The organism is Bradyrhizobium sp. I1.14.4, from assembly GCF_050435825.1.
Classification (GTDB): Bacteria; Pseudomonadota; Alphaproteobacteria; order Rhizobiales; family Xanthobacteraceae; genus Bradyrhizobium.
Genome location: NZ_JBNDLA010000028.1, coordinates 46,855 through 68,501 on the forward strand (window position 1 = coordinate 46,855; position 21,647 = coordinate 68,501).

The following is a 21,647-nucleotide window of genomic DNA, read 5'->3' on the forward strand; positions in this document are numbered from 1 at the left end:
GAAACCGAGGCAGATTGAGCCTCCATGGCTGCAGTCAGTGCTGCAAGGTGGCGCGACGACCAGCCGATCGGCCAAGAGCTCAGGAAGCGCCGTTACCTGTCCCTGCCCTTGCGACGGAGCAATGCGCGATAGCCGCCCCGCATGAGACGCAGCCCCATCTGGACCAGGCGAATGGTCCGGCTGCGCAGATCGTGTGTTTTCCAACCTCGATCCGGAATGCGAGGCTTGCCAAACAGGCCTTGCGCGATGTTGCGATAGCTGTTGCCCTCCAGCCACCCATCTACTGCACGCAAAGCGAGGATGTGCCGATGCCGGGTTCCGATCGATTGAACAAGAGGGGGTGGCCCAATGGGGTGCTGTTCGAGCGCCAACCAAAATCGATATGCAGCCTGCAAACGGAGGTCGAAATTGCGGTCGAGTGGCAAGTCGATGGCAACCAATGAACCGCTCGGTGGAAGTTCTGTTAGCCAAAGCCGATGCTTCGCCCCTCCCAGCGGCACGATGGCATGCCATCCATCCGGCGCTTCACGAAGCTCGCTGCCTGCCAGGTCGGCGAAATCAAGCTCGTACGGTTTGGACGCGGTCGAGCAGATCGCCGTGCGAACGGTTAGCACGGTCGACAGCGCCTCAGGCGACCAGAAAACAGCTTGTTTGTCGAACGTCTTTTGCGGATCAGCCGCGAAACGTCAGTCCCCACTTCCGTCGGAAGTGATCAGTCGCGCTGGATTGTTTGCTGCCGAGCAGGGTCCTGAAGTCTTTTTGATACTCGCGATCGCGACGTAGCCACTCCCAAGCAATGTCGACCGTTTCTGCGTTCTTGACATCGTGGTATGCGCTCTCTGATCTCCAGTCGACACCTGACATCGCACTATTTTCCCCGCGTGTTCCGAATGTACACGCAAGGAAACTGCAGGCATGTGACGATTTATGGTTGCGCTCATGCAGTTATTCAACAGTTGATCCACTTACGCGATGGAAGGATCGACTTTTGCGATTTGAAAGGACTCACGTCCGCTTCAGATACCTTCAGTCTTTACTTTTCGGCACCCCGGCGCAGGAGATTGCGATAGCCTGCGCTGTCCACGGCGCGGTCAACGGATCTGGGTGACGCCTGCGAAAAGGTCGAATCCTGGCACGCCGAATGCTCTGAAGAGTCGCCAGGGCGCGACGCGCGGGAGGGCCGCAGCTTGCCGCAGCATATATTTGGCAACCTTCTCTAGAAGCAGCCCAATGCAAATGGCGCAAGGGATAGCGCTACCTTCCGTGCTGTTGGTGGAGCAGCCTCAGCCGGGCTGATATGTGTTCCGCCAATGCGGCTCCGGCCGGGCTCGGCAGCTCGCACTGCTTCAGCCCCATGCTTGGTAGCGGTGACCAGCGCGCACGTAGCCTGTTCGTATTATGATTGCAGCGCCCGGAGCATCCCCTCCAAAGTGACCTGCTCGCTGAACCAGCTTTCCGCTGAGTGGGCGAGCGAGATCATCAAGCGCATCATAGGCGGCGACGACCGCCGGAGAGTCGGCCGCGATCGGCACAATCCCGGCCACCGCCCGGACCAAGGCGACCAACGAGCCAATCGGCGAAAAATAGCCCCTCCCAATCCGCCTCCACCGTGCCGCGCAAGACGCCAAGGCCGCCAGCAAGACCCTCATATCCCTCGACCCGAAACAAACCATAGTCGCCCAACAAGCGACCAGAATGTCTTTTGACTGCTTCGCCAAGATATTGAGCGACAGCGTGCCGACGTTGTTCCAATCAACCCCAGTTGGTCCGCCGGCATCCATCCGCCGAACCTCGCCTTCGATCCACTTGAATTCGGCTGCATCACGAATATCGATGCCGGCAGGTTCCGGACCCGGCAAAGGCGCAGCGGCGCGAGCGCGCAGCGATGTTGTCGCAAACCATGACCAAATAATCGATCATGCTGACAATACCACACGCGCGTTGCGAGGCGTCGCGTCATTGGAACGGTCGACTTCGTGCTCGTCCCAGACAATCCAGTCAGAGCCGACGCTTTTGTAAGTCACCACTGCCGCTCCTTGCACAGGCGCTGCTCCGTACAAGCTCAATCAAGTCTTATGCCAATCGCATAGTTTGATTTGAAAATGCAATTTGCTCAATCGGAAGTGTCGTGGGAGCGGCAGCACGTTGCATAGCTGGCATCAGAGCCCTCGGGAAGGCTCAATCATTAACCCTCGAGCGTCTTAGGCTCAGACACACCATGCCCCCTCGTTCGTCCCGAACGTTTGAACAATCGAGGCTCGCGGAATGCTGGTAAACTGACACGGGCGGCCTCAAAACCGCAGGAGCACTGCAAGAGAACGCAGCTTCCGCCAGAAACGATGATCATCTGGTGATGGTCTGGCCTTAGCCGGAGTTCCTGCGCATCTACGGCGAGACCCCACAGTTTGAGGTCTCGTCAACTACTAACCCGCACAATTGATCTGGATGACAGACACATGTCACGTTCCCTGATGATCGTCGGTCGGCCAAGCACACAAGGACTCGGCATGCAAGACCAATCACCATCTGTCCTCGCCGACGGCTCCGTTCAATCTGGTGATCCGTCAATCGCCGAAATGCTGCGCGCTCAGATCTGCTGCAGCCGCGAACTCTCGTTCCTCATGGAAGCACATGACGGTCTCTCCGCCGCGATCGCTAAGCGCGCAGGTTTCAACGGCCTTTGGGCATCTGGCCTATCGATAGCCTCCTCTCTGGGCTACCGCGACGCCAATGAAGGATCGTGGAGTCAACTTGTCGACGTCGTCGAGCGGATCGTGGATTCGAGCCAGCTGCCGGTTCTGGTCGATGGGGACGGTGGGTTCGGCAACTTCAACAACGCTCGCCTGCTGGCGCGCAAACTCTGTCAGCGCGGCGCTGCCGGGATCGCGCTGGAGGACAGCTGCTTTCCGAAGATGAACTCGTTCGTTGGTGATCTGCATCCCCTCGCCGACATCGATGAATTCTCTGGCCGCTTGCGTGCCGTGAAGGATACAGTCGCGGGCGACTTCGTCCTTGTGGCCCGGACAGAAGCGCTCATCAATGGCCACGGAATGGACGAAGCAATCTCGCGCGCTCACGCTTACGCGGACGCTGGAGCCGATGCGATCCTCATTCACTCGCGACGGACCACCGCCGACGAGATCCTTGCGTTTGTGTGCGCCTGGCGGAACAGGCTGCCGGTGGTGATTGTTCCGACGAAATACTATCGAACGCCAGTCTCTGCCTATCGCAAAGCCCGCATTTCCACGGTGATCTGGGCCAACCACTCGATGAGGGCCGCAATAGCCGCTATGCGCCAAGTCTGCGGTCGCATCTTCGCTGAAGAGAACACTGCGAGCATTGAGCTCAATATTGCGACGCTCGACGAGGTCTTCGAACTGCAACGATACGACGAACTGGCCCGAGCGGAAGCGCGATATTCGCCTGAGCTGGGATGAGACGCCTTTCATACACACGACGGCAGCGATTCCGCAGGGCGCAGCTGACATGAAACCTTCTGCCATACGATCCAGCGCAAACGACGCGATGTGCCCTCACATCGGATATAGAGTGAAACGGCGCGGCAGCTCTTCCGCCACTCACCATCCTTGGGGCAATCCCTCGCCGTTTCAGCGACCATCCAATCATCCAAACAGTCAATGGGACGATGAACCGTCACCCTCAATATGAGCAGGTCCTCCTTTTGTAGCGGGCACGCTTCGCGCCGCAGCACTAATCGTGACATGTTGGATTAACGGAGGAGCGCACATGCTGGCGCAGCGCACAGCCCTGTTCAAGTCTTCGGACACCGCCGCGGCGTGGACCGCGGCCAAAGCAGCTGCCGCGCGCGCTGAGCAAATCATCGATTTGACCGCTGAAGAGATCCGGAGTGACCTAGCGCCGATGGTGCGAGAGGGCACCATCATCGCGATTAATCGCAATGTCGACCACAACACCGAGACAGGCGACCCGAAAGAGCTCCGCCACGCGATCGCTCGCAATATTTCGACCGAGACCAGTCAACCTTGGTCGGCGGACGAAGTCGCAGTAACGGGCGGCTCCAAACATGCACTCTTCAACGCGGCTATGGTGCTTCTCAATCCCGGGGACGAGGTGCTCATCCCCGTCCCACATTGGACTTCTTTCCCCGCGCAGATCCTTCTGGCTGGCGGCACCCCGATCTTCATCGAGACAAGGGACAACAACTACGTGCCGAAGCTTTCAGATCTAGCTGCGGCAGTTACATCAAAGACTAAAGCGATCGTTGTCAACAGCCCGAACAATCCGACTGGCACGATTTACGACCGCGAAACTCTTGCTGAAATTGCCCAGCTTGCTATCGAGCGGGATCTCTGGATTGTGTTCGATGAATGCTATGCCGCTTTCGCCCATGCCCCACACATCCATCATCCGATCGTCTCGGTCGCTCCTGCGGCACGCGTCCGCACTCTGATCGTTAATTCTTTCTCCAAATCCCTGGCCCTGACCGGCTGGCGGATTGGCTATCTCGCCGGCCCAAGAGCCGTTATCAGCGCAGCGCAGGCGCTACAACGCGATACGACCCACAACCCGAACCTCATTGCACAGCATGCACTGCTCCATCAGTTGAACTGCGGTGATGACGCCTTCCAACAAAAACTTCAACGTCAGGTTGGCGACGCGCGAACGCTTGGGCTCTTCATCCTGTCGACGCTAAGATCAATCCCCCAACCTGCTGCCCAAGGCGGATTTCACTTCTATCTCGATCTCAAAGGCTGGCAGCGGCGCACCAAGGGCCCCGGCCCCGAATTCAACGCCGATGACGTCGTTAACGTATTGCTGATGGACGCTGGTGTCGCGACAGTTTCGGGTACGGTCTTCGGCGATCCAGCCGGGGTCCGGCTCTCCTACGGCGTTGATCTTGGCTCGCTCGACAAGGGATTGCGACGTCTGTGCGCAACTCTGAACACGTGGAACTGAATTCCTGGCTCTTCGGCGTGCTTGGAATTGCAGAAGGTTAGCATTATGCCCGAATTTCCACGCCGTGCCATCGTCCTTGCGGCTGGTCTCGGCTCACGCCTGCGGCCGCTGACGGATCTGCGGCCAAAGCCACTCGTCGAGGTCAACGGCACGCCGATCCTGCACAACGCCCTGCGGAACCTGGAGGCAGTCGGCGTCGACGAGGTGACGATCGTCGTCGGCTACCGCAAGGACGCCATTCAATATGCGTGCGGCAGCCGCTTCGGCGGGCTTGCGATCAACTACGTCGAATCGATAGTTTTCGATCGCACCGGTAGCGCCTATTCCCTGTGGCTGGCGCGTGACGCGCTGCTTTCTGGAGACTGCTTTCTCCTCGAGGGAGACGTTTTCTTCGAGCAAGATGCATTGCGCCGCCTGATCGGCCCAGCGACCGATCTGGCAGCAGTAGCTCCCTTCGATGAATCCATGGAAGGGTCTGCAGTTCTTTTGTCGGATAACGGCTTCATCACAGGTTTCCGCATGAAGCAAACGGCGGCTAACCTTGTCACGGATGGCCCGCGGCTTTTCAAAACTATGAACCTACTACGTTTCTCGGCCCCGACCCTCAAGGCAACGATCGTTCCAGCCCTGGACGATATCATCGGGTCCGGAGCTACGCAGGCCTACACCGAAGAGCTTCTTGGCTATCTGGTGGAGAAGCGCGGCCTACAGCTCGCAGCGGCGCGATGCGATGATCTCAGGTGGTGCGAAATCGATAGCACCGAAGATCTGCGCATTGCAGAGCGCATTTTCTCACCGGCGCATGCCCTCGGCCAATCGTACGACCAGCAGGATTAGTGAGGTGCCAATGCTAAAATACCTTTGGGATCCGGCGAATGCCATCACAGCGGGGGGTCTTGTTTTGTCATCCGCCAGCCTGTTCCTCGCTCTGTCCGGGCACCTTGAGCTATCCGTGGCGGTGGCTCTTTGGGCTGTCCTGTCAGATCACCTCGATGGCTTCGTGGCCGCCCGCACAGCGAATCGTGATCCAGACGCTGCCAAAATGGGCAAGAGCCTGGACGGGTTCGGCGACATTATCTACGGAGCCGTATTGCCCACCGCAGTTGTGATCCAGCTCAGCCACACCTCCATTCTTTCCCTGGCGACCGCCACTGCTCTACTCGTGGCGGGAGCAATCAGGCTTAGCTATTTTGCAAATTTCGGCCGATCGTCCGACGGGCGCTTCTTGGGTGTGCCCCTGTCGTACGACGTTCCGCTAATGGCTCTCTTGTTCCTTCTCCAGCCTCTCATCGGAGCCGAATTATTTGAGTGGCTCGTGAACATCTGCTTCTTGCTGCTTGCCATCGCTCACGTGGCATCCATTCGTGTGCCGTCACCGAACCCGGCAATGTATGCGGCAATCAGCATCTTCGCCGCGACGTCTTCGGCGGTCTTAGCCAGCCGTTCTCTTTGACCAGCCGAGGGCAGATTAACGAAGGGTACGGAGAGAGGCATGATCGGTGCACGTGCTAGGCTTTCTGGTAGGACAATCTGCCAAGCACAAGTCCGTAGCCGTTTTCCTGAATGTTGTGCCTCACTGACCGGCGAAAAAGGGCAGCATTACGTACAGGGCCGTGAGATGTTTATTAGGGCATCCATCGTACTTGCAATGAGGCGGCTGGTATGACCATTCGGCTTGAACTCTTGCAAGCACCTGATCTGCGTCAACGAGATCACGTACGAGGCTGGATCTTTCGGGAACTCGGCGTCGAACCGTTCATTCAATGCGCCGGGGTGCGCACGTTATATGGAGCAAGCAATCCGAGTGACGAAGTCATCGCAGCCATGAACGCGGCTGCAGAGGCTTTCGTCGACATGGACGAGCTCGCCGGCGCGGCAGGTAAAAGGCTCGCTGAACTCACGGGCGCCGAATGGGGTGTGATTACCGCCGGCACTGCGGCGACACTGGCGTTAGCCACTGCGGCGTGCATCGCCGGAAACAATCCGGAATTGATGTTGCGATTGCCGGACACATCGGGGCTGCGCAACAAGGTATTGATCCCCTCTGATCAACGGTTTGCCTATGAACAGGCAATCCGTATCGCAGGCGGCGAGATTGTGAGTGTTGCCACTGTAGAAAGGCTGGCAGAGGCATTGGACGGAAGCGTCGCGATGATCTGCCTGCTCGGCCGCATGGACGCAGCGTCCGTATTGCCATTAAGCTCAATCCTGTCTCTCGCGCGTGCCCATGGCGTGCCGATTCTCGTCGATGCTGCCGGGCTTTCGCCAGAAAAGCCGGACCGCTGGATCAAATGCGGCGTTGACCTGGTGGTTTATGCGGGCGGCAAATATATCCGGGCTCCACAATCGACTGCGATCGTGCTTGGGAGTGAACGGCTATGCAAGGCAATCTGGTGGAACGGAGCGCCTCACCAGGCCTTCGGCCGGGCGATGAAGGTGGGCAAGGAGGAGATTGTGGGTGCTGTCGTCGCACTCGATCGCTGGATCAATTCTCAAACAGCCAAACACGACCGTGACCAATGGCTTCCGCGCTTAAAGCGGATTGAGGCGCAGCTCAACTTTCTGCCAGGCGTCACGACCGAGGTGCTGTCCTGGCCCGGTTCTGTCACAGCAGTTCGGCTCAAGGTGAGCTGGGACGAGAAAGTCGTTCCATTCAGTGCGGAAGATCTACGGCTTGCGCTCTTACGGCAGCGACCACGGATTCTTATCCACGATTTTTGGTCCACGCCGACCTCGATCGTGCTTGATCCTGTCAATCTCGGCGATGACGAGGCGGAGATCGTCGGCCGTGCTTTGGCAAGCGCGTTTTATGAGCCCAGGTGCATTGCTGAACTGCCCTCAATCCTTCGGGCAGAAGCCGACGTCTCAGGGAGTTGGCGTATCGAAATTCAGTTCCTTCATGGCTCGGCGACACATCATCTCGATCTTCAGCAGAATGAGGTGCTGATATCTGGTGTCCATCACACCGGATCATCTTCCCGCGGGCTTTCCGGTGAGATTCACGGCGACCATCTCCGGTTCGAGGCTGCACACGAGCAGATACCGATGTCCCTGTTCTATGGCTTCGAGGGCAAAATCGCCGAAGACGGCAGTATCAGTGGAACGGTCCAGCTCGGTGGCAGCGCCAAAGACCATCTCGGACCGGTTTTCAAGGGCCAATACGGTTCGGCGGAATTTCATGCATCGCAACGTCCGCGCAACACCGGATAGCTCGACCGAGGTCATGGACATTATCGCGCCGAAAATCCAAGGAAGGTTGAAATGAACGTTCAGACGATCGAAGTGGGATCCCAGCATCCGTTGAGCTTGCATGGCAAAGTGGCGTTGATCGTTGGCGGCTACGGAGCGATCGGCACAACAATCTCCGAAGTGTTGACCCTTGCCGGTGCGACCAGCATTATTGCGGGACGAAACGGGGACCGGGCGCGGGCTCTTGCCGCTGAGCTGGCCACGCGAGGCTTCTCAGCCCGTGCTATCGAGCTGGACGCGTGCGATGTCGGCGCGGTGCATGCGCTCTCTGCGTCTCTGAAGCAACAACATGGTTCTATAGATATTCTGGTGAACTGCACCGGCTTCAACAAGGAGCAGATGCTGTTCGAGGTGACACCGGAAGCCTTCGATGAGGTCTATTCCAGGACATTGCGTGCCGGAATGTTTCTCTCCCAGGCGGTCGCTGCTCAGCAATTATCCGCCGGAAGAGGCGGGAGTCATATCCATCTCCTTTCCGTGCGCTCATCGCTTGGTTTCCGAAACCGCGGCTATAGCGCCTTTTGCGCCGCCAAAGGCGGGCTCGCCGTGTTGTTGAAGCAACTGGCAACGGAATTGGGGCCGTACGACATCACCGTAAATGGTGTCGCGCCTGGGCTGGTACGGACGCAGAAGAACGAAGAAGCCTTAGATGACCCGGCCGCATTCAAGCGAGCCACCGTGAACATTCCCCTTGGGCGATTGGCTACGCCTGAGGATGTCGCAGGCGCTGTGCACTTCTTCGCGTCTTCGCTATCCCGCTTCGTGACGGGCCAAATTCTTCGCATCGATGGCGGGCTCACCGCCAGTGCCTGAGCAAACTTTCCAGGAGGGAGGAGCCGATGAAAATCGGAGTCGTTGGGGCTGGTATCATTGGCAGCTCCATTGCCTATCACCTGGGAAAGGCCGGCGCCCGAGTGACCGTGTTCGACATCGGCGATCCTGGCAATGGCGTGTCTTCCACGTCATTTGCATGTCTTAATGCGTTTGGCCAAGCCGAAGCCGACCTGCCGTTTAGGCTCGACGCTATCAAGTACCACAGCATGATCGCTCGCGAAGTCGGAAGCGAGCGCCACCTCCACACGACTGGAACGTTGCGGCTCACCTCCTCCGGGAATGATGCTGCAAAGCTCGAACAGAATGCCAAGGCTCTTTCCAAGTACGGAAGTCAGTTGGAATTCATTTCACCGGCCGCAGCAAGTCGCCTTGAGCCAGCTATCAGGACTGAATCGGCCGCCGAAGCAGTTCTGGTTCCGGAAGAAGGATGGGTGAATGCAGGAGCGCTATGCCGGGCTCTGATAGACTTCTCTACTAAACAGTTTGCGGTTCGGTATCGGCGGGAGCAAGTACTAGGTCTTGAGAGCCTTCAGTCAAAGGCACGACTGCGCCTTACGACAGGAACTGAGGTATTCGACTCCCTCGTGCTGGCGGCCGGCAATGACACCAATGCATTGCTCACGCCTGCCGGGTTCATCCCACTTAGATTGACAGCAGCACCCGGGCCGCTTGTGGACCTCTCTTGTTCGCTGGGCTCGCAAGGCGTGCGACGGGCTGTCTACGCCGACAAGCTCCATGTCAGGCCGGGCGACCACGGAGGGTTTCTGGCCGGCGTCGCTGCGGTCGCTGGTGACGCCCCCGAGCATGAGCGAATGGAGGAGGAGCGCCGTTCTCTGATTCGTTCCGCAAGCGAGTGGATCATGAATTTTGCGGAAATGGGACAAAGATGGACAGTTGGTGTACGTCCGATGCCGGCGGATGGCCGGCCGATGATTGGCGCTCTTGACGAAGACCGCACCATATACGTAGCGGTCATGCACGGCGGAATAACCCTTGGTCCGTTAGCAGGACGCCTCGTCGCATCTGAAATGGTGGAAGAGAATGAGACCATCGAGCTAGACGCCTATCGGCCGAGGCGATCAATTGCGCAAGATGCCGATTGGCGTGAGCAAACGCTGTCAACCAGACCGTCCAAGTAGCGACCAAGGGCCGGGAATAGGATCATGGATACAAAACTGTGATTACAAGAGATAGCTAGAGACAGCGGTCAACCGAGCAGATCAATCTGTAGGCGGCCGTTGTCGACGACCTCGGAGTCGTCCGTCTCGTTGGCGATCCTGCCATCGTCGAGGAAGCGGGCGAAATCTTTCCAGCGCCTGAGCATGTAATTCATAGGCTTCAGGACCTCGGAGGAGCGCGAGAGGGTTTCGCGCTCACGCAGCAACCAGGCGTGCATGTCCTTGAGAAGTGGCTTGCTCTTTTCCTGGCGCACGGCGCGCCGCTCGTCGGCGCCGCGGCCGTTGATGGCGCGCTCGATCTCGAACAACGCATCGAAGCGCGCGCGCTCTGGCGGTTGAGCGGGATATGCATAGCGCCTCGCGCAGATTTTACTCCTACATGAAGCGCTTACGAAGCACAGCCCAAGGTTCGAATCGCCTGCGCTGCGCCATTTTACGATTTTGCACGATATCGCTGCCAGGCGGCCGAAATTGCTGCATCTTGGCATCGGCGCCGCCCGATACCTTCCCTCTATCGACGTGACCGACGGAATTGCTAATCCGCTAGCCCTAAGACAAACGCCAAAGCAATCCCGACCCGAGCCATGTCTTGGTTGCCGAGACGCCCGATCTTCTGCCCGACCCGTTCGCGTTTCACGGTGACGGGCTTGTCGGCCATCACCTGCGATCTAAGTCGCAATCCATTATCGGGCTTTGATTCGATGGTGACGCGAAAATCCGGAGCGTCTACCAGTTCGGAAGTCAACTGGCAAAGCACTACAGAAGCATGGCTCTGCGGAAAGGCGTCAGTCTGCACGATGACCGCTGAGCGGGGCTTGCCATAGTCACCGGCCGCGGCAACAACTATCACGTCACCGCGTTGCATCTGCATCAAACTCGGAGACCGACTCGATCCACTCCAGCGCGTCGCGTTCGCGATCAGGGTCGAGACGGGCGACCTGCTTCGCCACCCGTCGTCGCACCGCCCGCGAGCGGGCATCGGCTACCACGAGACGCAATTCGCGTAATCCCCCTGCGCGCCGCCGCTGCCGCATCATCTTCATCCTTTCGGCTGCGGTCATGAGACTTCCCCATCTGTAACGCGTGACAGCGTCACGCGTTACAGGCCGGGAGGCAAGGTCAATTCGAAGTCGCGGGCACGGCCGAACACTGCTGCAACTCCGCTGTTCCGTCGGACGGTCGGCTGCGTTCGCTGTTCTGTGGCGTTTGCTCGTAGCGCCCACGCAAAGATCGGCAACTTCCCGGACGCGATGGGGTAGACTCGAGCACGGCATCATAGCGCCACGGCGAAACAGTAGTGCCCATCTTCATCGGCCGTGGCGCGCCATTTCACTGTAGGATCCCCCCTAAGTTTGGACTTGTGCCACCGAGGCTGGACTCGGCGCCACGTATGTCTGGACCGGCGCGAGTACCCTCCCTCCCGCGCCACGGCTTCAATGGTCATTGGCAAGATCGTGTTGCTTGATTTTCTCGGGCGTATTCGCCCAAGGTTCCCCTGGGATCAGTTGAACGATGTCGCGGAAGACGGCTGCAAACGCTTGGCAGCGCGGCGGCAGCCATGACCAGAAGGTCAAGCGCGGTCAAACTCGGGATCGAAAAGCCGATCCATGATTTCATCTGGCTCTGTCCAACGCATCACCGCCACATGCATATGATGATCAGCGTCTACATGACCGACACAAGGTCAGGCGATTTTCTCGACCGGATTCCGGACCGCGCGCGCGACCACTGGCGTGCGGTCGAGCACACCTTCCAGACGGCTGTTGATCTGTTTCGGAGCATCGGCGGCATGCACGAGAACGGACTCGACTCCGACTACCCGTATTACGATTACGGTTGGTCGAGATGATTCTTGCAGGTTAGCCTTCAGCGTGAGGCCGCATAACGTTAGGCTCTTCGTATCACCAGCACTCTGGTTCGCGGCCCGCCGAGGATTCCCAGCCGCCGGGCTGACGGGCACCACGTGCTGTCAAGCTGCATTGCCGCGCGGCAGCCCAAGGCGGGCCGTCGCGGTGGCGCGCCCGAGCAGAGGAGCCAAGTCTTCGTTGATCGATTGAAGAAGCCGGAACGCATCAAGAGCGTCAGGCAACCAACCAGCTGGAGAGACGAAAGCGAGATTTTCCAAGCGACGGGCGAGCGTTGCTAGCGCCTCCCTCCGATCCGCAATCGCAGCCGCGCATTCCAGCAACACGGAGACTGTCGGCAACAGACGCCCAATTCCGTACTCCGTCACGAGTCGTTCGATAGCAACAACGGCAACGGTTTCGGCCAATTCCGCATCGTGATTCCGCGCAGCGATGAGGGCCGCCAAATCGAGGGCCGCTTGGGCGAAGTCGGGATTGGTCGTTGCCAACTCGGAGCGAAGGGTCGCCATAACCTTGAGGACTGAAGATCGGGCTTCGGGAGGAAATCCGAACATGTAAACAAGCTGGATGAACTCAAGAAACTTCTCGACGGTTGGCGCTTTCCCAAGTTCAGTGAACAACTTGCCGACGGGCGTGTCGGCAGGGGGTTGATCGCTGGAGGGCACCCGCCATCCCTGCAAGAGCGCAGGGAACATGCGCGCCATCGGGGGTGCACCGTCCGTAATTGAGGATCGGGCGTCCTCCAGCCGCTTGCGCCAGCTCTCGGGTGCCGTGTCGCCAAGTTTCTCCAGTGATGCCAGGAGACGGCCGTAAACATCGGCAGCGATAAAGTTCGGATTTATCCAGTCGGGACGCCAACGGGGTTCAACATCGAAATCATTCATCACCGAAAGATAGAAACTCTTTCCCGTATTGCGCATGGCCCAATTGAGCAACGAGCCTTCCTCGTCATTGCTACCGCCGAGAACACGCGTGACGAGGGCGGCATGAGAAGCAGCCGCAAGGCGCCGCCAAAACACGGGTTGCCTACGCAGTGTCTGATGTTCGGCAAGATAGGCGGTCGCGACAACAAATCCGGTGGCGAATGTCGTCAGTTCGCCATGCAGTCGCTTGGGATCGGTTAGCAGCCGATCAAGAATTTCCTCTCCCACAGTAACGAATCGAGGATCGGAATCGGCACGATTGGAACAAATATCGAATGCACCTGCTAGCGCAAAGGGATCTGTGTACTGAACCAGATGCCTCAAAGCTTCGAGCAGCTCGTCCTCATTGAATTGACCTAAAGTCTCCAAGGGCACAAGCTCAGGGCTGCCAAACGTCAGCGAAACGACGTCAAGGGCATCCTTGAGATCTTGGGTGAAATGTGATGCTCGCTGAGCGGCAAGTTCATCTCGCACGAAATCGACAAGCAGTTCCGAGGTGAGCCGCTTTGCCGTGAGGTTCTCCCAGTGCGTCATTTCGGAGGGAAGTAGATCCTTCCGCCCAATAGTTCCTCGGTTAGCTGCCTCGCGCAGCAAAGTCGTAAATGTTTCAGGCGATCCGGCTAAGATCGTGCGAGCCGCGAAGAAGTCCGCTTGGGTGTAGTTGGGCTTGTTGACAACGGCCAGGAGCTCATCTCGCCACTGTGTCGCGAGCGTGTTGCTCTTCAAGATCGCCGCCATGGCGCGCTGCCGTCTCGCTAGCTTTTCTGACAGCAGGGCAGCATGCGGAAAGGCAATCCTATGATTTCCATAACTAACGTACGCGCTCTGGTCACCCACTTCGAGCTTCAGGTCGCGGATGCCACCACCCACGTCCCGCAATTCCGGAATCGGCTCGCCATCGGCAGCCTTTTTGAAAGCCGCGAACAGCGCATCTCGGTCGAGCACCAGATTTTCAGGAAGCTTGATCGGATTTGAGACACCGATGCCGCTCCGACTAACGATCACGCCGTCAGCAAGCACGTCGCTTTGCATCTCTGGCCCGATGCGTCGCAGCGCATAAAGAACCTTGTAGCGAGCAAGTTCTTCAGGCGTTAGATCCGGCTTATTCTTCGTCATCATCACCCCCCGTCCCCCATGGCATCAAAGCGAACTCCTGGATGTAGGAAACGACTTGCTGGTAAAGATCAGGAGATACAAGACGAACTTCCGACATCAGAACGTCGTCAAGCCACCTTTGATACGGTCCGATCTTCTTGTCGTCGAGAATTTCGACCGGCAAGGCAAAACCGCCGATAAGTGCGCGATGAACGGCGCCGATCCAACCAGGTGGTGGCTGCCCTCCCCAGCGGGCAAGCCAATCTTCGGGCACAATCCGCATCTCGAAGATGGCCGACGCGATCACGCGGGCGCGCTGTTCGTCCGGCTCTTCAACCCAGATTTGCGAAATAGCTCCCCGGATTGCCTGGACATAGGTCATGAACCACCGCATTTCGGCTGGAAATTGCGGTATCTCGGAGATTCTCGCGAGGTCGAAGCTATCGCGAATAGCCCTAAATTCGGGCGCTTCATTCTGTCGATTTCGTTTGGCTGCCGCTACCACTTCCGCCGTCGTCAAGGGAACCAGCAGGGCCCCGGCTTCGCGAAGACGATAGCGAATTGCCCGATATCGGTCACCGGACAGAACACCGCGCTTCAAAAGCTCTTCGATCAAGTCGAGGGTTGACACCACGCGCGAGCGCCGGCCGGCTGTATCGGCACCAAACGCCTCTTTGTTAAGAGCGCGATCGTCAACAACAACAACGTCGGCCCCCTTGAAATCGACGAACAGGCTTACCGTCGACTGGGGCCCATCAAACTCGGTCTCGTCCGCGTTGAGACGCCGAGATCCAAATGACACATGACCGGCAGCATTCGCCTGGCGGATTGCGGATCGAATATCATCAATGACCTGGAAAACCTGGGCGACGTTCCGATCGTCATCGATCAGAACATTGGCTTCGTCTTCTGTCGATCCATGGATGTAGACATTCCGAAAGGTACGCAGAAAGGCTTGCAGGAGTTTGGTATACTGCAAATAAGCCAGCGCGAGGCCATCGAGGAGAATCGGCTGCTCTGGCGTCGGAGCAACAGAAGAAGGCCAGCCTTTGTCTTGCAGGTTGAAATACTGCCGGGCTGCTGTTTCCGCCTCTTCATCGATCGCGTTTAGCTCGGTTATCGCCTTGAGCAGTCCGTGCATATCACACAGATAGTCGCTCTGCGCGCTCATATCGGCAACGCCGTCTTCCGAGATTCTTGCTCGGCTAACCGGCGCGGGGCGAATAACGATCCCCTTCGTGGCTTTGGCCTCTCGGATCAGCGCGCTCAATTCAACGCCGACCTCCTCAGACAAAGGATCACGCGCAAGATCGGGGGTGCGCAAGACTTTCAACTGTCCCTTTGCAATGGCGTCCCGAACATCCATTGCCTTTCGAAGCCGCGTCTTTTGTCCCCGGCGAATACGCCGACGTCCCTCGAACAGTTCGGCAAGCACGCCTGCGGGCAAGACGACATTTGGGAACGCTTCAAGGACTACGGGCAGAATCCCGAGCCAACCAAGGACGAGAAGCGCCGTTATGTCCAAAGCAAGAGCCGCTGGTGCGCCAATCGGCAGCGGCAGACGTCTGCCGGCGAAGAGAGGAAGCGCGACCCGCCGCCGGCTGTCGGTCGGCGCGGCGTTGCGGATGAGATTGCGTAGAATCAAATCGATCGGGGTGGTGCGCAATCCGGCGCCGGCCGCAAAAATCGGCAGTTCTCCACGCACGACGTTTTCGGTGATGGACCGTGTATGTTGGTCCCACTCGGTCTGCTGCGCGAGAAGTTCTTTGATCTCGAAGGTCTGAATCGGCCCGTCCGGACCTGAGAGCGCAAGCGCTTTTTGAAACCACGCGTGGGCCTCGGGACGATCTTCTTCGAGACCTTGCTCCACGAACAGATGGTAAGCACCGAGCAGCACGTGGGGATCGTCGCCACCCTTGGCGATGGCCGCATTAACAAGATCCATAAGCGAACCCTGTCCCGACGCTTGCGCGAGGTGCGCGGCGCGAATAAGCGAAAGTCCATCGAGATTGCGGGCGGGCTCGAGCGACGCCGCGAGCGGGGCCGCCAGCAGTTCCCATTCCCCGGTCTCGATCGCGAGGGCAACTTCAAGTTGGAGATCACGATCGGCGGGATGGTCTCTCACTACCTTCCCGGCAACGTCCTTTGCTTCACCCAGACGACCCAGGCGAAATAGTTGCCAGCCGTAGTGACGCAAGAAACGAACGTCGCGATCCTCGAGCTCCGGATGGCTCTCGACAAGGCGAACAAAATTGTCACCATCGCCCGCATGCATTGCGGCTTCAGCAGCGAGCGCGATGATACGCGGGTCTTTGGTGTCTTCGTAAAGAAGCTCGGCGTACCTAGCGATGGCGGCATGATCTTTCTTCCGCGCGAGCTCACTCACAAGGGCACGGAGCGCCTCGGTCGTTTTATCGTTCTCATAGAGGCGCCGATGTTCTGCGACCGGATCGGCGCCTTGCGCCTTCGCGATTTCGGCGCGAAGGCCAGCGATCTGACTTGCCGCAAAGCGGCTCAGATTATCCTCTAGGATAATATTCGCGGAGGTCGCATCCCCACTCTTGGCCAACGCCTGGATCTCGACCGAAAAGGCTTCTCTCTTTCCCAAGATCGCTTCTACCTGGAGCCGCTTCGAGGCGATCAGTGACGCGAGACCGGCTGCGTCATTGCCATGCATCTTGATGACAAAGGCAGCGCGGAGCTCTTCGTTGGTCAAACCGCCAAGGGCGTCACGACGCGCCAGATAATTTTCCAGACCTGCCGGCGAATATCCCTTTAGATAGGCTAGCGCGTATTGGACGAGCGACACGGCAAGAGCATGGTCTTCCATATCGCGTCGAAGTTGAGCAAGCGCGGCTTCTTTACGCGCGGGATGCAGCAATTCGCACCAAACGATGTAGGAACCGATGATCTGCGGAGCGTGCTGTAGTTCGAGGGTCCTTGCATAGGGCAACGCCTGACGCAGGTCATTCAAAGCCGCGTCGAGCGCTTTCGAGAGGTCAGGATCGCCTATGATGGGCGACGCATTGCTCACGTCTAAGGGCAAGCCGCTGAGGGCGCTCGCTTGCTCCGGCACCGGGAGCACGCTCGCAAAGCTCATGGCACCTCTCAGAAAATAGAGGTAGGGGAGCTGCGCGAATTGCGAGAGGTTTGCCTGGGAAAGTATCCGGTTGACGGAAGCCAGATCGTTGCGCTTCAAATAGACGTAGCACAAGCTGAGTACGCCATTGGGCGTAAGCAGCGCCGGCGAAAGGTTGTTCTCAGCCAACCAATCAGTGGCAATCTCGGCGCCGCGCTCATTCGCGAGTATGGTGAACAGAACGGTTCGCGAATCTGGATCGGTTCTGTCGCGCAGGAGCTGGATAGCCTCGTCGACCCGACCTTCCGCGACGGCTAGACGCGCCCGCGCGAGTTCATCAGGCTCGGATCCCGAAAGCTTTCGGCCCTCCGCGAGGAAGCGGCGCGCGTCATCAAGATTGCCATGGATCGATGCCGACCGCGAGGCCCGAAGGAGAATCTTGCGTCTCAAATTCGAAGACGGCGCTCCTTTCGTTTCCAGGAGTTCAGAGGCGAGCGGCGCGAATTCATCTCGTTTGTTGAGTTCAGGAAAGACCGAACGCTGGAGAAGGCGTTCGTAGCGCGCGGCGTAATCGCGCTCGAGCGCATCAGTCAACCGGTCGTCCAGCGGGCCGGACTGGCCAGTCGGGACCTGCGCGGGGCTAGGACCGGCGAAAAGACTGGTGTTTAGCAATTCCTCGACGACGCGGGTGACGATCTCGCCGGGCAATTCACGCTTCATCTGACGAAGCGTGTAGATGCTGAAATGCTTCTCAAGCAGCTCGGGGTAGTCGTAGAGGCGGCGGGTAAGCTCTTTCCATCCGAAGACGGTTACGCGGAAGAGTCCTTGTTCAGCCTGCTTGGCAGAAACGGCATTGACGTGATCCGTGATGTAGACGTCGTTGTCAGCCGTGGTTGCAAAGATATAGGTGCGAAGTGGTGGATCGAACTTCTTGGCTTCTTGAATTTCCGCGTCAATTTCGGGGATCGTCAGTTTGGTAGGTGGCCAATCGCGCTTGCCTTTGCACTGAACCCCGGCGTCGGCCTCACTATCCTTCCCGTAGATGTCGACGCCGTGTTGTCGTTGCCCGGTGCGGCCGTAGCGGACGACTTGATTGTCCTTCCAGATGCGCGAAAAAAGATCAGCGCAGAGTTCCTCGAATTTGTCCCAGCTCGGCGGCGGGCGAAGCTGTTCGTTGTTGGCGTCAGACATGTTTTTGAATTCCGACCCGCCTTGTTATTCGTGACTGATGGCAGCCCTCGTGCTGGTCTGGGGTGTGCCTGGGACCGAGCCAAAAGGGCTGCCCAAATAGAACATTACAAGAACCATCGCAACTCATAGCTGCACCTGGAACTCAATAACCGGTTGATAAATCTGGGATATTACTACTAACTACCTCAAAGAAGAAGCCAAACGGTATAAATGCTCTTAAGAGCCAGTTATCTTTTATTATGGGCTCTTAAAAGCAAATAATTGCAAAAAGCAGCAAATTGATGCATGCTCTTAAAGGCACTATAAATCGAGTATCGGGCCTTTAAGAGCATGGTAGCGACCAACAAACTTCAAAAGGCACCGCCCTTCCACGTGTCGCGGGCCCTCAAGCAATTGGGAGCTGATCTGCGCACTGCACGCATCCGCCGCAACATGACCATGGAGGATGCAGCCAGCAGAATTGGAACGGGACTGCGGGCCGTTATGGATGCCGAAAAGGGCAAAGCCTCGACGGGTATCGTGGTCTATGCCGGACTGCTGTGGCTCTACGATATGCTCCAGCCCCTCGAAGAACTTGCGGATCCGTCCAAAGACAAAGAAGGAATCGCATTGCAAGCGACGCGGGAGCGCAAGCGGGCTCGTAAACCCAGGGGGCTAGACAATGACTTCTAAAGGCAACACCGAATGCTTCGTCTACATCACGCTGCCCGGTCAGACTGAAGCGGTGACCGCCGGCCGTTTCCAGCTTGCCAAGGATCGCCGTGGCAACGCTCTGGGCCGCTTCGTTTACGGCAAGTCGTACCTCTCACGCGGAGATGCGGTATCGATTGATCCGGTCGAGCTTAAACTCTCGGGAGAGACCTACGAAACAGGCCGACTGAATGGTGTCTTTGGCGCGTTGCGCGACGCAGGACCGGACTATTGGGGTCGCCGTGTCATCGAGAAGCATGCCGGAGTTCCTCAACTTGGTGAACTCGATTACCTGCTGAATTCAGCCGACGACCGCGCAGGGGCGCTTGGGTTTGGACTTGGTCAACAACCTCCGGCACCGCGTCGTAAATTCAACAAAACGCTCGAACTCGCCAAGCTTCAGGAAATCGCCGAAGCCTTGATGCGTGAGGAAGATGTAAAAACCGAGGAGGCAGCACAGGTCCAAGACTTGATGCTCCTAGGCACCTCCATGGGGGGAGCCCGTCCGAAAGCTGTCGTAGAGGACGACGACGGACTCTGGATCGCGAAATTCAACCGCCCCGACGACCGCTGGAACAACACGCGCGTCGAGCGCGCGATGCTTGAGTTGGCCAAATCTTGCGGCCTTCGCGTCGCTGAGAGCCGTGTCGCCACGGTCGGAGCGAAGGACGTTCTTCTCGTCAAGCGGTTCGATCGAACGAAGACGGATAAGGGATACCTGCGTTCGCGGATGATCAGCGGGCTAACCGTGCTGCGTGCTGAGGAAGCACTCGAGATGCGAGACCGCTGGTCGTATGTATTGATGGCCGAAGAGATGCGCCGGGTTACGCAAGAGCCGGAAAAGGATGCCAAGGAACTTTTCCAACGCATGACGTTCAATGCGCTGATCTCCAACCTGGATGATCATCCTCGCAACCACGCGCTGGTCGCCAAAGAGCTGGAATGGCAGCTTTCGCCAGCTTATGACCTGACGCCGTCCCCGGTTATCTCGCAGGAACACCGCGATCTAGCCCTGGAGGTTGGCGACCAGGGGCGATTTGCAAATGCAAAGAACGTGCTGTCGCAACACGCCCGCTTTCTGCTAGATGCCGAAGACGCCAAGGCGATTGTCTCGAACATGACCGAACAGGTGCGCGCCTCGTGGTACGATGTTGTTCGCGGTCAAGGGGTCAGCGAGAAAGACGCCGAAACGATCAAGGGCGCCTTCGTATATCCCGGCTTTCTGACGGAATAGAGCGAGGGACGATTGCTTCCCACCGACTACTTGGATTCGATTGTGCCACTGCGCGGGGACGCTGGGTCGTTCTGCGTCCCTTGGCCAATGCCTGGAAAGCCCGACAGCTTTCCAAGCTTCGATAGCTTTGCCGAATGGCGGAGACGGGGGGCGTTGTCGGCAATCTGAACGGGGCAAGGTCCCTCCTTTTGCGGTTCACGCAATGGGAGGTCCGATGCCCGCCGAGAGATTGCCGATGCGGAAGATTCGAGAAGTTCTACGCCCGAAGTATTCCTGTGGGACGAGCGATCGGGTGATCTCCCGATCTGTCGGGATCGGTCGCACGGCGATTGCGGAGTATGTCCGCCGCGCCGCGGTGATCGGCATCACTTGGCCGATCCCGGAGGAGCTCGACGACACCGCGCTGGAGCGCAAGCTGTTTGCGCCGGCCGGCTACAACCCGCCGCGATCGAAGCCGCTTCCGGATTGGGGGCGTGTCCATGCCGAGTTGCGCCGCCGCAGCGTAACGCTGGCGCTGCTGTGGGAGGAATACCGCGGGCATCATCCCGACGGCTACGGCTACAGCCGGTTCTGCGACCTCTACGTCGAATGGCGCCACGGGATCACGGCGACCATGCGGCAGACCCACGCGGCCGGCGAAAAGCTGTTCGTGGACTTCGCCGGCGATACCGTGCCGGTGTTCGACGGGCTCATCGGGGAGGTCCGCGCCGCCAAGATCTTCGTCGCGGTCATGGGAGCGTCGAATTACACATTCGTCCAAGCTCGGTTCAGCGAGGCGTTGCCCGACTGGATCGGCGCCCATGTGGATGCGCTTACCTTCCTGGGCGGGGTGCCGAAGGCGCTCGTCTGCGACAATCTGAAGGCCGGGGTCACGACGGCGAGCCGCTACGAGCCGGGGGTCAACCGGACCTACCAAGATCTCGCGGCCCATTACGGCACCACCATCATGCCGGCGCGGCCGCGCAAGCCGCGCGACAAGGCCAAGGTCGAGGCGGCGGTTCTCATCGTTCAGCGATGGATTTTGGCGCGGCTGACCAACCAAGCCAAGTTCATGCACGGTGACTTGGGGCGATACTGGTACTCAATGTCTGCGAGCCTGAACCGCATCGCAGCGGACCAGGCCGCCCAGCTCGAAGAAGCTCTTGTCTTGATGACCATTGACCAGGAGCTGACCAAGTACATCAACAGCATTGGGGATCGCGGCCATTTCGACGCTGTGCAAAGTCGCGCCGTCTGGTTCAGGCGATGTGCCGGACGAAGCTGGGGGCGTTCGCGCAGTCGTGCTTGGCGTTGCCCATTCGTATCCCTCCACTGAAGGCCGCCTTGTTTGACGAACGAGATCGCTGCAGGTCCTAGGGGTAATCCTAGGAG

General features: G+C 58.5%; 18 protein-coding genes and 1 pseudogene. 11 read left to right on the forward strand and 8 right to left on the reverse strand.

Features of this window, described 5'->3' with window-relative positions; translation table 11 throughout:
- Positions 1-92: 92 nt before the first annotated feature.
- The 3 genes from ABIB78_RS33225 to ABIB78_RS33235 form a co-directional block, all read right to left on the reverse strand.
- Entirely contained in the window at positions 93-614 is a 522-nt protein-coding gene (locus tag ABIB78_RS33225; protein WP_429032487.1) for a DUF2285 domain-containing protein, read from the reverse strand.
- Between the two features lie 58 nt (positions 615-672).
- Entirely contained in the window at positions 673-864 is a 192-nt protein-coding gene (locus tag ABIB78_RS33230) for a transcriptional regulator domain-containing protein (protein ID WP_429032490.1), read from the reverse strand.
- Positions 865-1,346: 482 nt separating this feature from the next.
- Positions 1,347-1,859, reverse strand: a complete 513-nt coding sequence (locus ABIB78_RS33235) for a type VI secretion system ImpA family N-terminal domain-containing protein (RefSeq protein ID WP_429032492.1) — start codon at positions 1,857-1,859, stop codon at positions 1,347-1,349.
- Positions 1,860-2,576: 717 nt separating this feature from the next.
- Here ABIB78_RS33235 and aepX point away from each other — a divergent pair.
- From aepX to ABIB78_RS33270, 7 genes are all read left to right on the forward strand, one after another.
- On the forward strand, positions 2,577-3,437 hold the full coding sequence (aepX, locus tag ABIB78_RS33240; protein WP_429032548.1) for a phosphoenolpyruvate mutase: 861 nt from the start codon (positions 2,577-2,579) through the stop codon (positions 3,435-3,437).
- Positions 3,438-3,747: 310 nt separating this feature from the next.
- Entirely contained in the window at positions 3,748-4,938 is a 1,191-nt protein-coding gene (locus ABIB78_RS33245; RefSeq protein WP_429032494.1) for an aminotransferase class I/II-fold pyridoxal phosphate-dependent enzyme, read from the forward strand.
- 45 nt (positions 4,939-4,983) lie between these two features.
- The gene (locus ABIB78_RS33250) at positions 4,984-5,775 is read left to right on the forward strand and encodes a phosphocholine cytidylyltransferase family protein (RefSeq protein ID WP_429032496.1); all 792 of its coding nucleotides are present in this window, start codon (positions 4,984-4,986) and stop codon (positions 5,773-5,775) included.
- A gap of 10 nt (positions 5,776-5,785) precedes the next feature.
- Positions 5,786-6,391 (forward strand): CDP-alcohol phosphatidyltransferase family protein, encoded by a 606-nt coding sequence (locus tag ABIB78_RS33255; protein WP_429032498.1) that lies wholly within the window; start codon positions 5,786-5,788, stop codon positions 6,389-6,391.
- A gap of 209 nt (positions 6,392-6,600) precedes the next feature.
- Entirely contained in the window at positions 6,601-8,148 is a 1,548-nt protein-coding gene (locus ABIB78_RS33260) for a hypothetical protein (protein ID WP_429032501.1), read from the forward strand.
- Between the two features lie 51 nt (positions 8,149-8,199).
- Positions 8,200-9,000: an SDR family NAD(P)-dependent oxidoreductase gene (locus ABIB78_RS33265; RefSeq protein ID WP_429032503.1), complete on the forward strand. Its 801-nt coding sequence runs from the start codon at positions 8,200-8,202 to the stop codon at positions 8,998-9,000.
- 26 nt (positions 9,001-9,026) lie between these two features.
- Positions 9,027-10,160: an NAD(P)/FAD-dependent oxidoreductase gene (locus tag ABIB78_RS33270; protein WP_429032506.1), complete on the forward strand. Its 1,134-nt coding sequence runs from the start codon at positions 9,027-9,029 to the stop codon at positions 10,158-10,160.
- A gap of 110 nt (positions 10,161-10,270) precedes the next feature.
- Here the strand turns inward: ABIB78_RS33270 and ABIB78_RS33275 are convergent.
- The 3 genes and pseudogenes from ABIB78_RS33275 to ABIB78_RS33285 all read right to left on the reverse strand — a co-directional run.
- A pseudogene (locus ABIB78_RS33275) lies at positions 10,271-10,519 on the reverse strand (IS66 family transposase); the annotation flags it as partial.
- Between the two features lie 215 nt (positions 10,520-10,734).
- On the reverse strand, positions 10,735-11,070 hold the full coding sequence (locus tag ABIB78_RS33280; protein ID WP_429032508.1) for a type II toxin-antitoxin system PemK/MazF family toxin: 336 nt from the start codon (positions 11,068-11,070) through the stop codon (positions 10,735-10,737).
- Positions 11,051-11,260 (reverse strand): antitoxin MazE-like protein, encoded by a 210-nt coding sequence (locus tag ABIB78_RS33285; protein WP_429032510.1) that lies wholly within the window; start codon positions 11,258-11,260, stop codon positions 11,051-11,053. The genes ABIB78_RS33280 and ABIB78_RS33285 overlap by 20 nt, the downstream gene beginning before the upstream one ends.
- Before the next feature lie 497 nt (positions 11,261-11,757).
- On the opposite strand from ABIB78_RS33285, the gene ABIB78_RS33290 reads away from it, so the two are divergent.
- The gene (locus ABIB78_RS33290) at positions 11,758-12,048 is read left to right on the forward strand and encodes a hypothetical protein (RefSeq protein ID WP_429032512.1); all 291 of its coding nucleotides are present in this window, start codon (positions 11,758-11,760) and stop codon (positions 12,046-12,048) included.
- Positions 12,049-12,168: 120 nt separating this feature from the next.
- Here ABIB78_RS33290 and ABIB78_RS33295 read toward each other — a convergent pair whose 3' ends face one another.
- Entirely contained in the window at positions 12,169-14,103 is a 1,935-nt protein-coding gene (locus ABIB78_RS33295) for a hypothetical protein (protein WP_429032514.1), read from the reverse strand.
- Positions 14,090-18,352, reverse strand: coding sequence for a hypothetical protein (locus ABIB78_RS33300; protein WP_429032515.1), 4,263 nt, complete (start codon positions 18,350-18,352; stop codon positions 14,090-14,092). The genes ABIB78_RS33295 and ABIB78_RS33300 overlap by 14 nt, the downstream gene beginning before the upstream one ends.
- 330 nt (positions 18,353-18,682) lie before the next feature.
- Between ABIB78_RS33300 and ABIB78_RS33305 the strand changes: the two genes are divergently transcribed.
- The 3 genes from ABIB78_RS33305 to istA all read left to right on the forward strand — a co-directional run bounded on the left by ABIB78_RS33305 (position 18,683) and on the right by istA (position 21,591).
- A complete protein-coding gene (locus ABIB78_RS33305) occupies positions 18,683-19,024 on the forward strand; it encodes an XRE family transcriptional regulator (protein ID WP_429032517.1) in 342 nt (113 codons plus the stop codon).
- The gene (locus tag ABIB78_RS33310) at positions 19,014-20,276 is read left to right on the forward strand and encodes a type II toxin-antitoxin system HipA family toxin (protein ID WP_429032519.1); all 1,263 of its coding nucleotides are present in this window, start codon (positions 19,014-19,016) and stop codon (positions 20,274-20,276) included. Before ABIB78_RS33305 ends, ABIB78_RS33310 begins: the two co-directional genes overlap by 11 nt.
- 214 nt (positions 20,277-20,490) lie before the next feature.
- Positions 20,491-21,591 (forward strand): IS21 family transposase, encoded by a 1,101-nt coding sequence (gene istA / locus ABIB78_RS33315; protein WP_429032521.1) that lies wholly within the window; start codon positions 20,491-20,493, stop codon positions 21,589-21,591.
- The last annotated feature ends 56 nt before the right edge of the window (positions 21,592-21,647 follow it).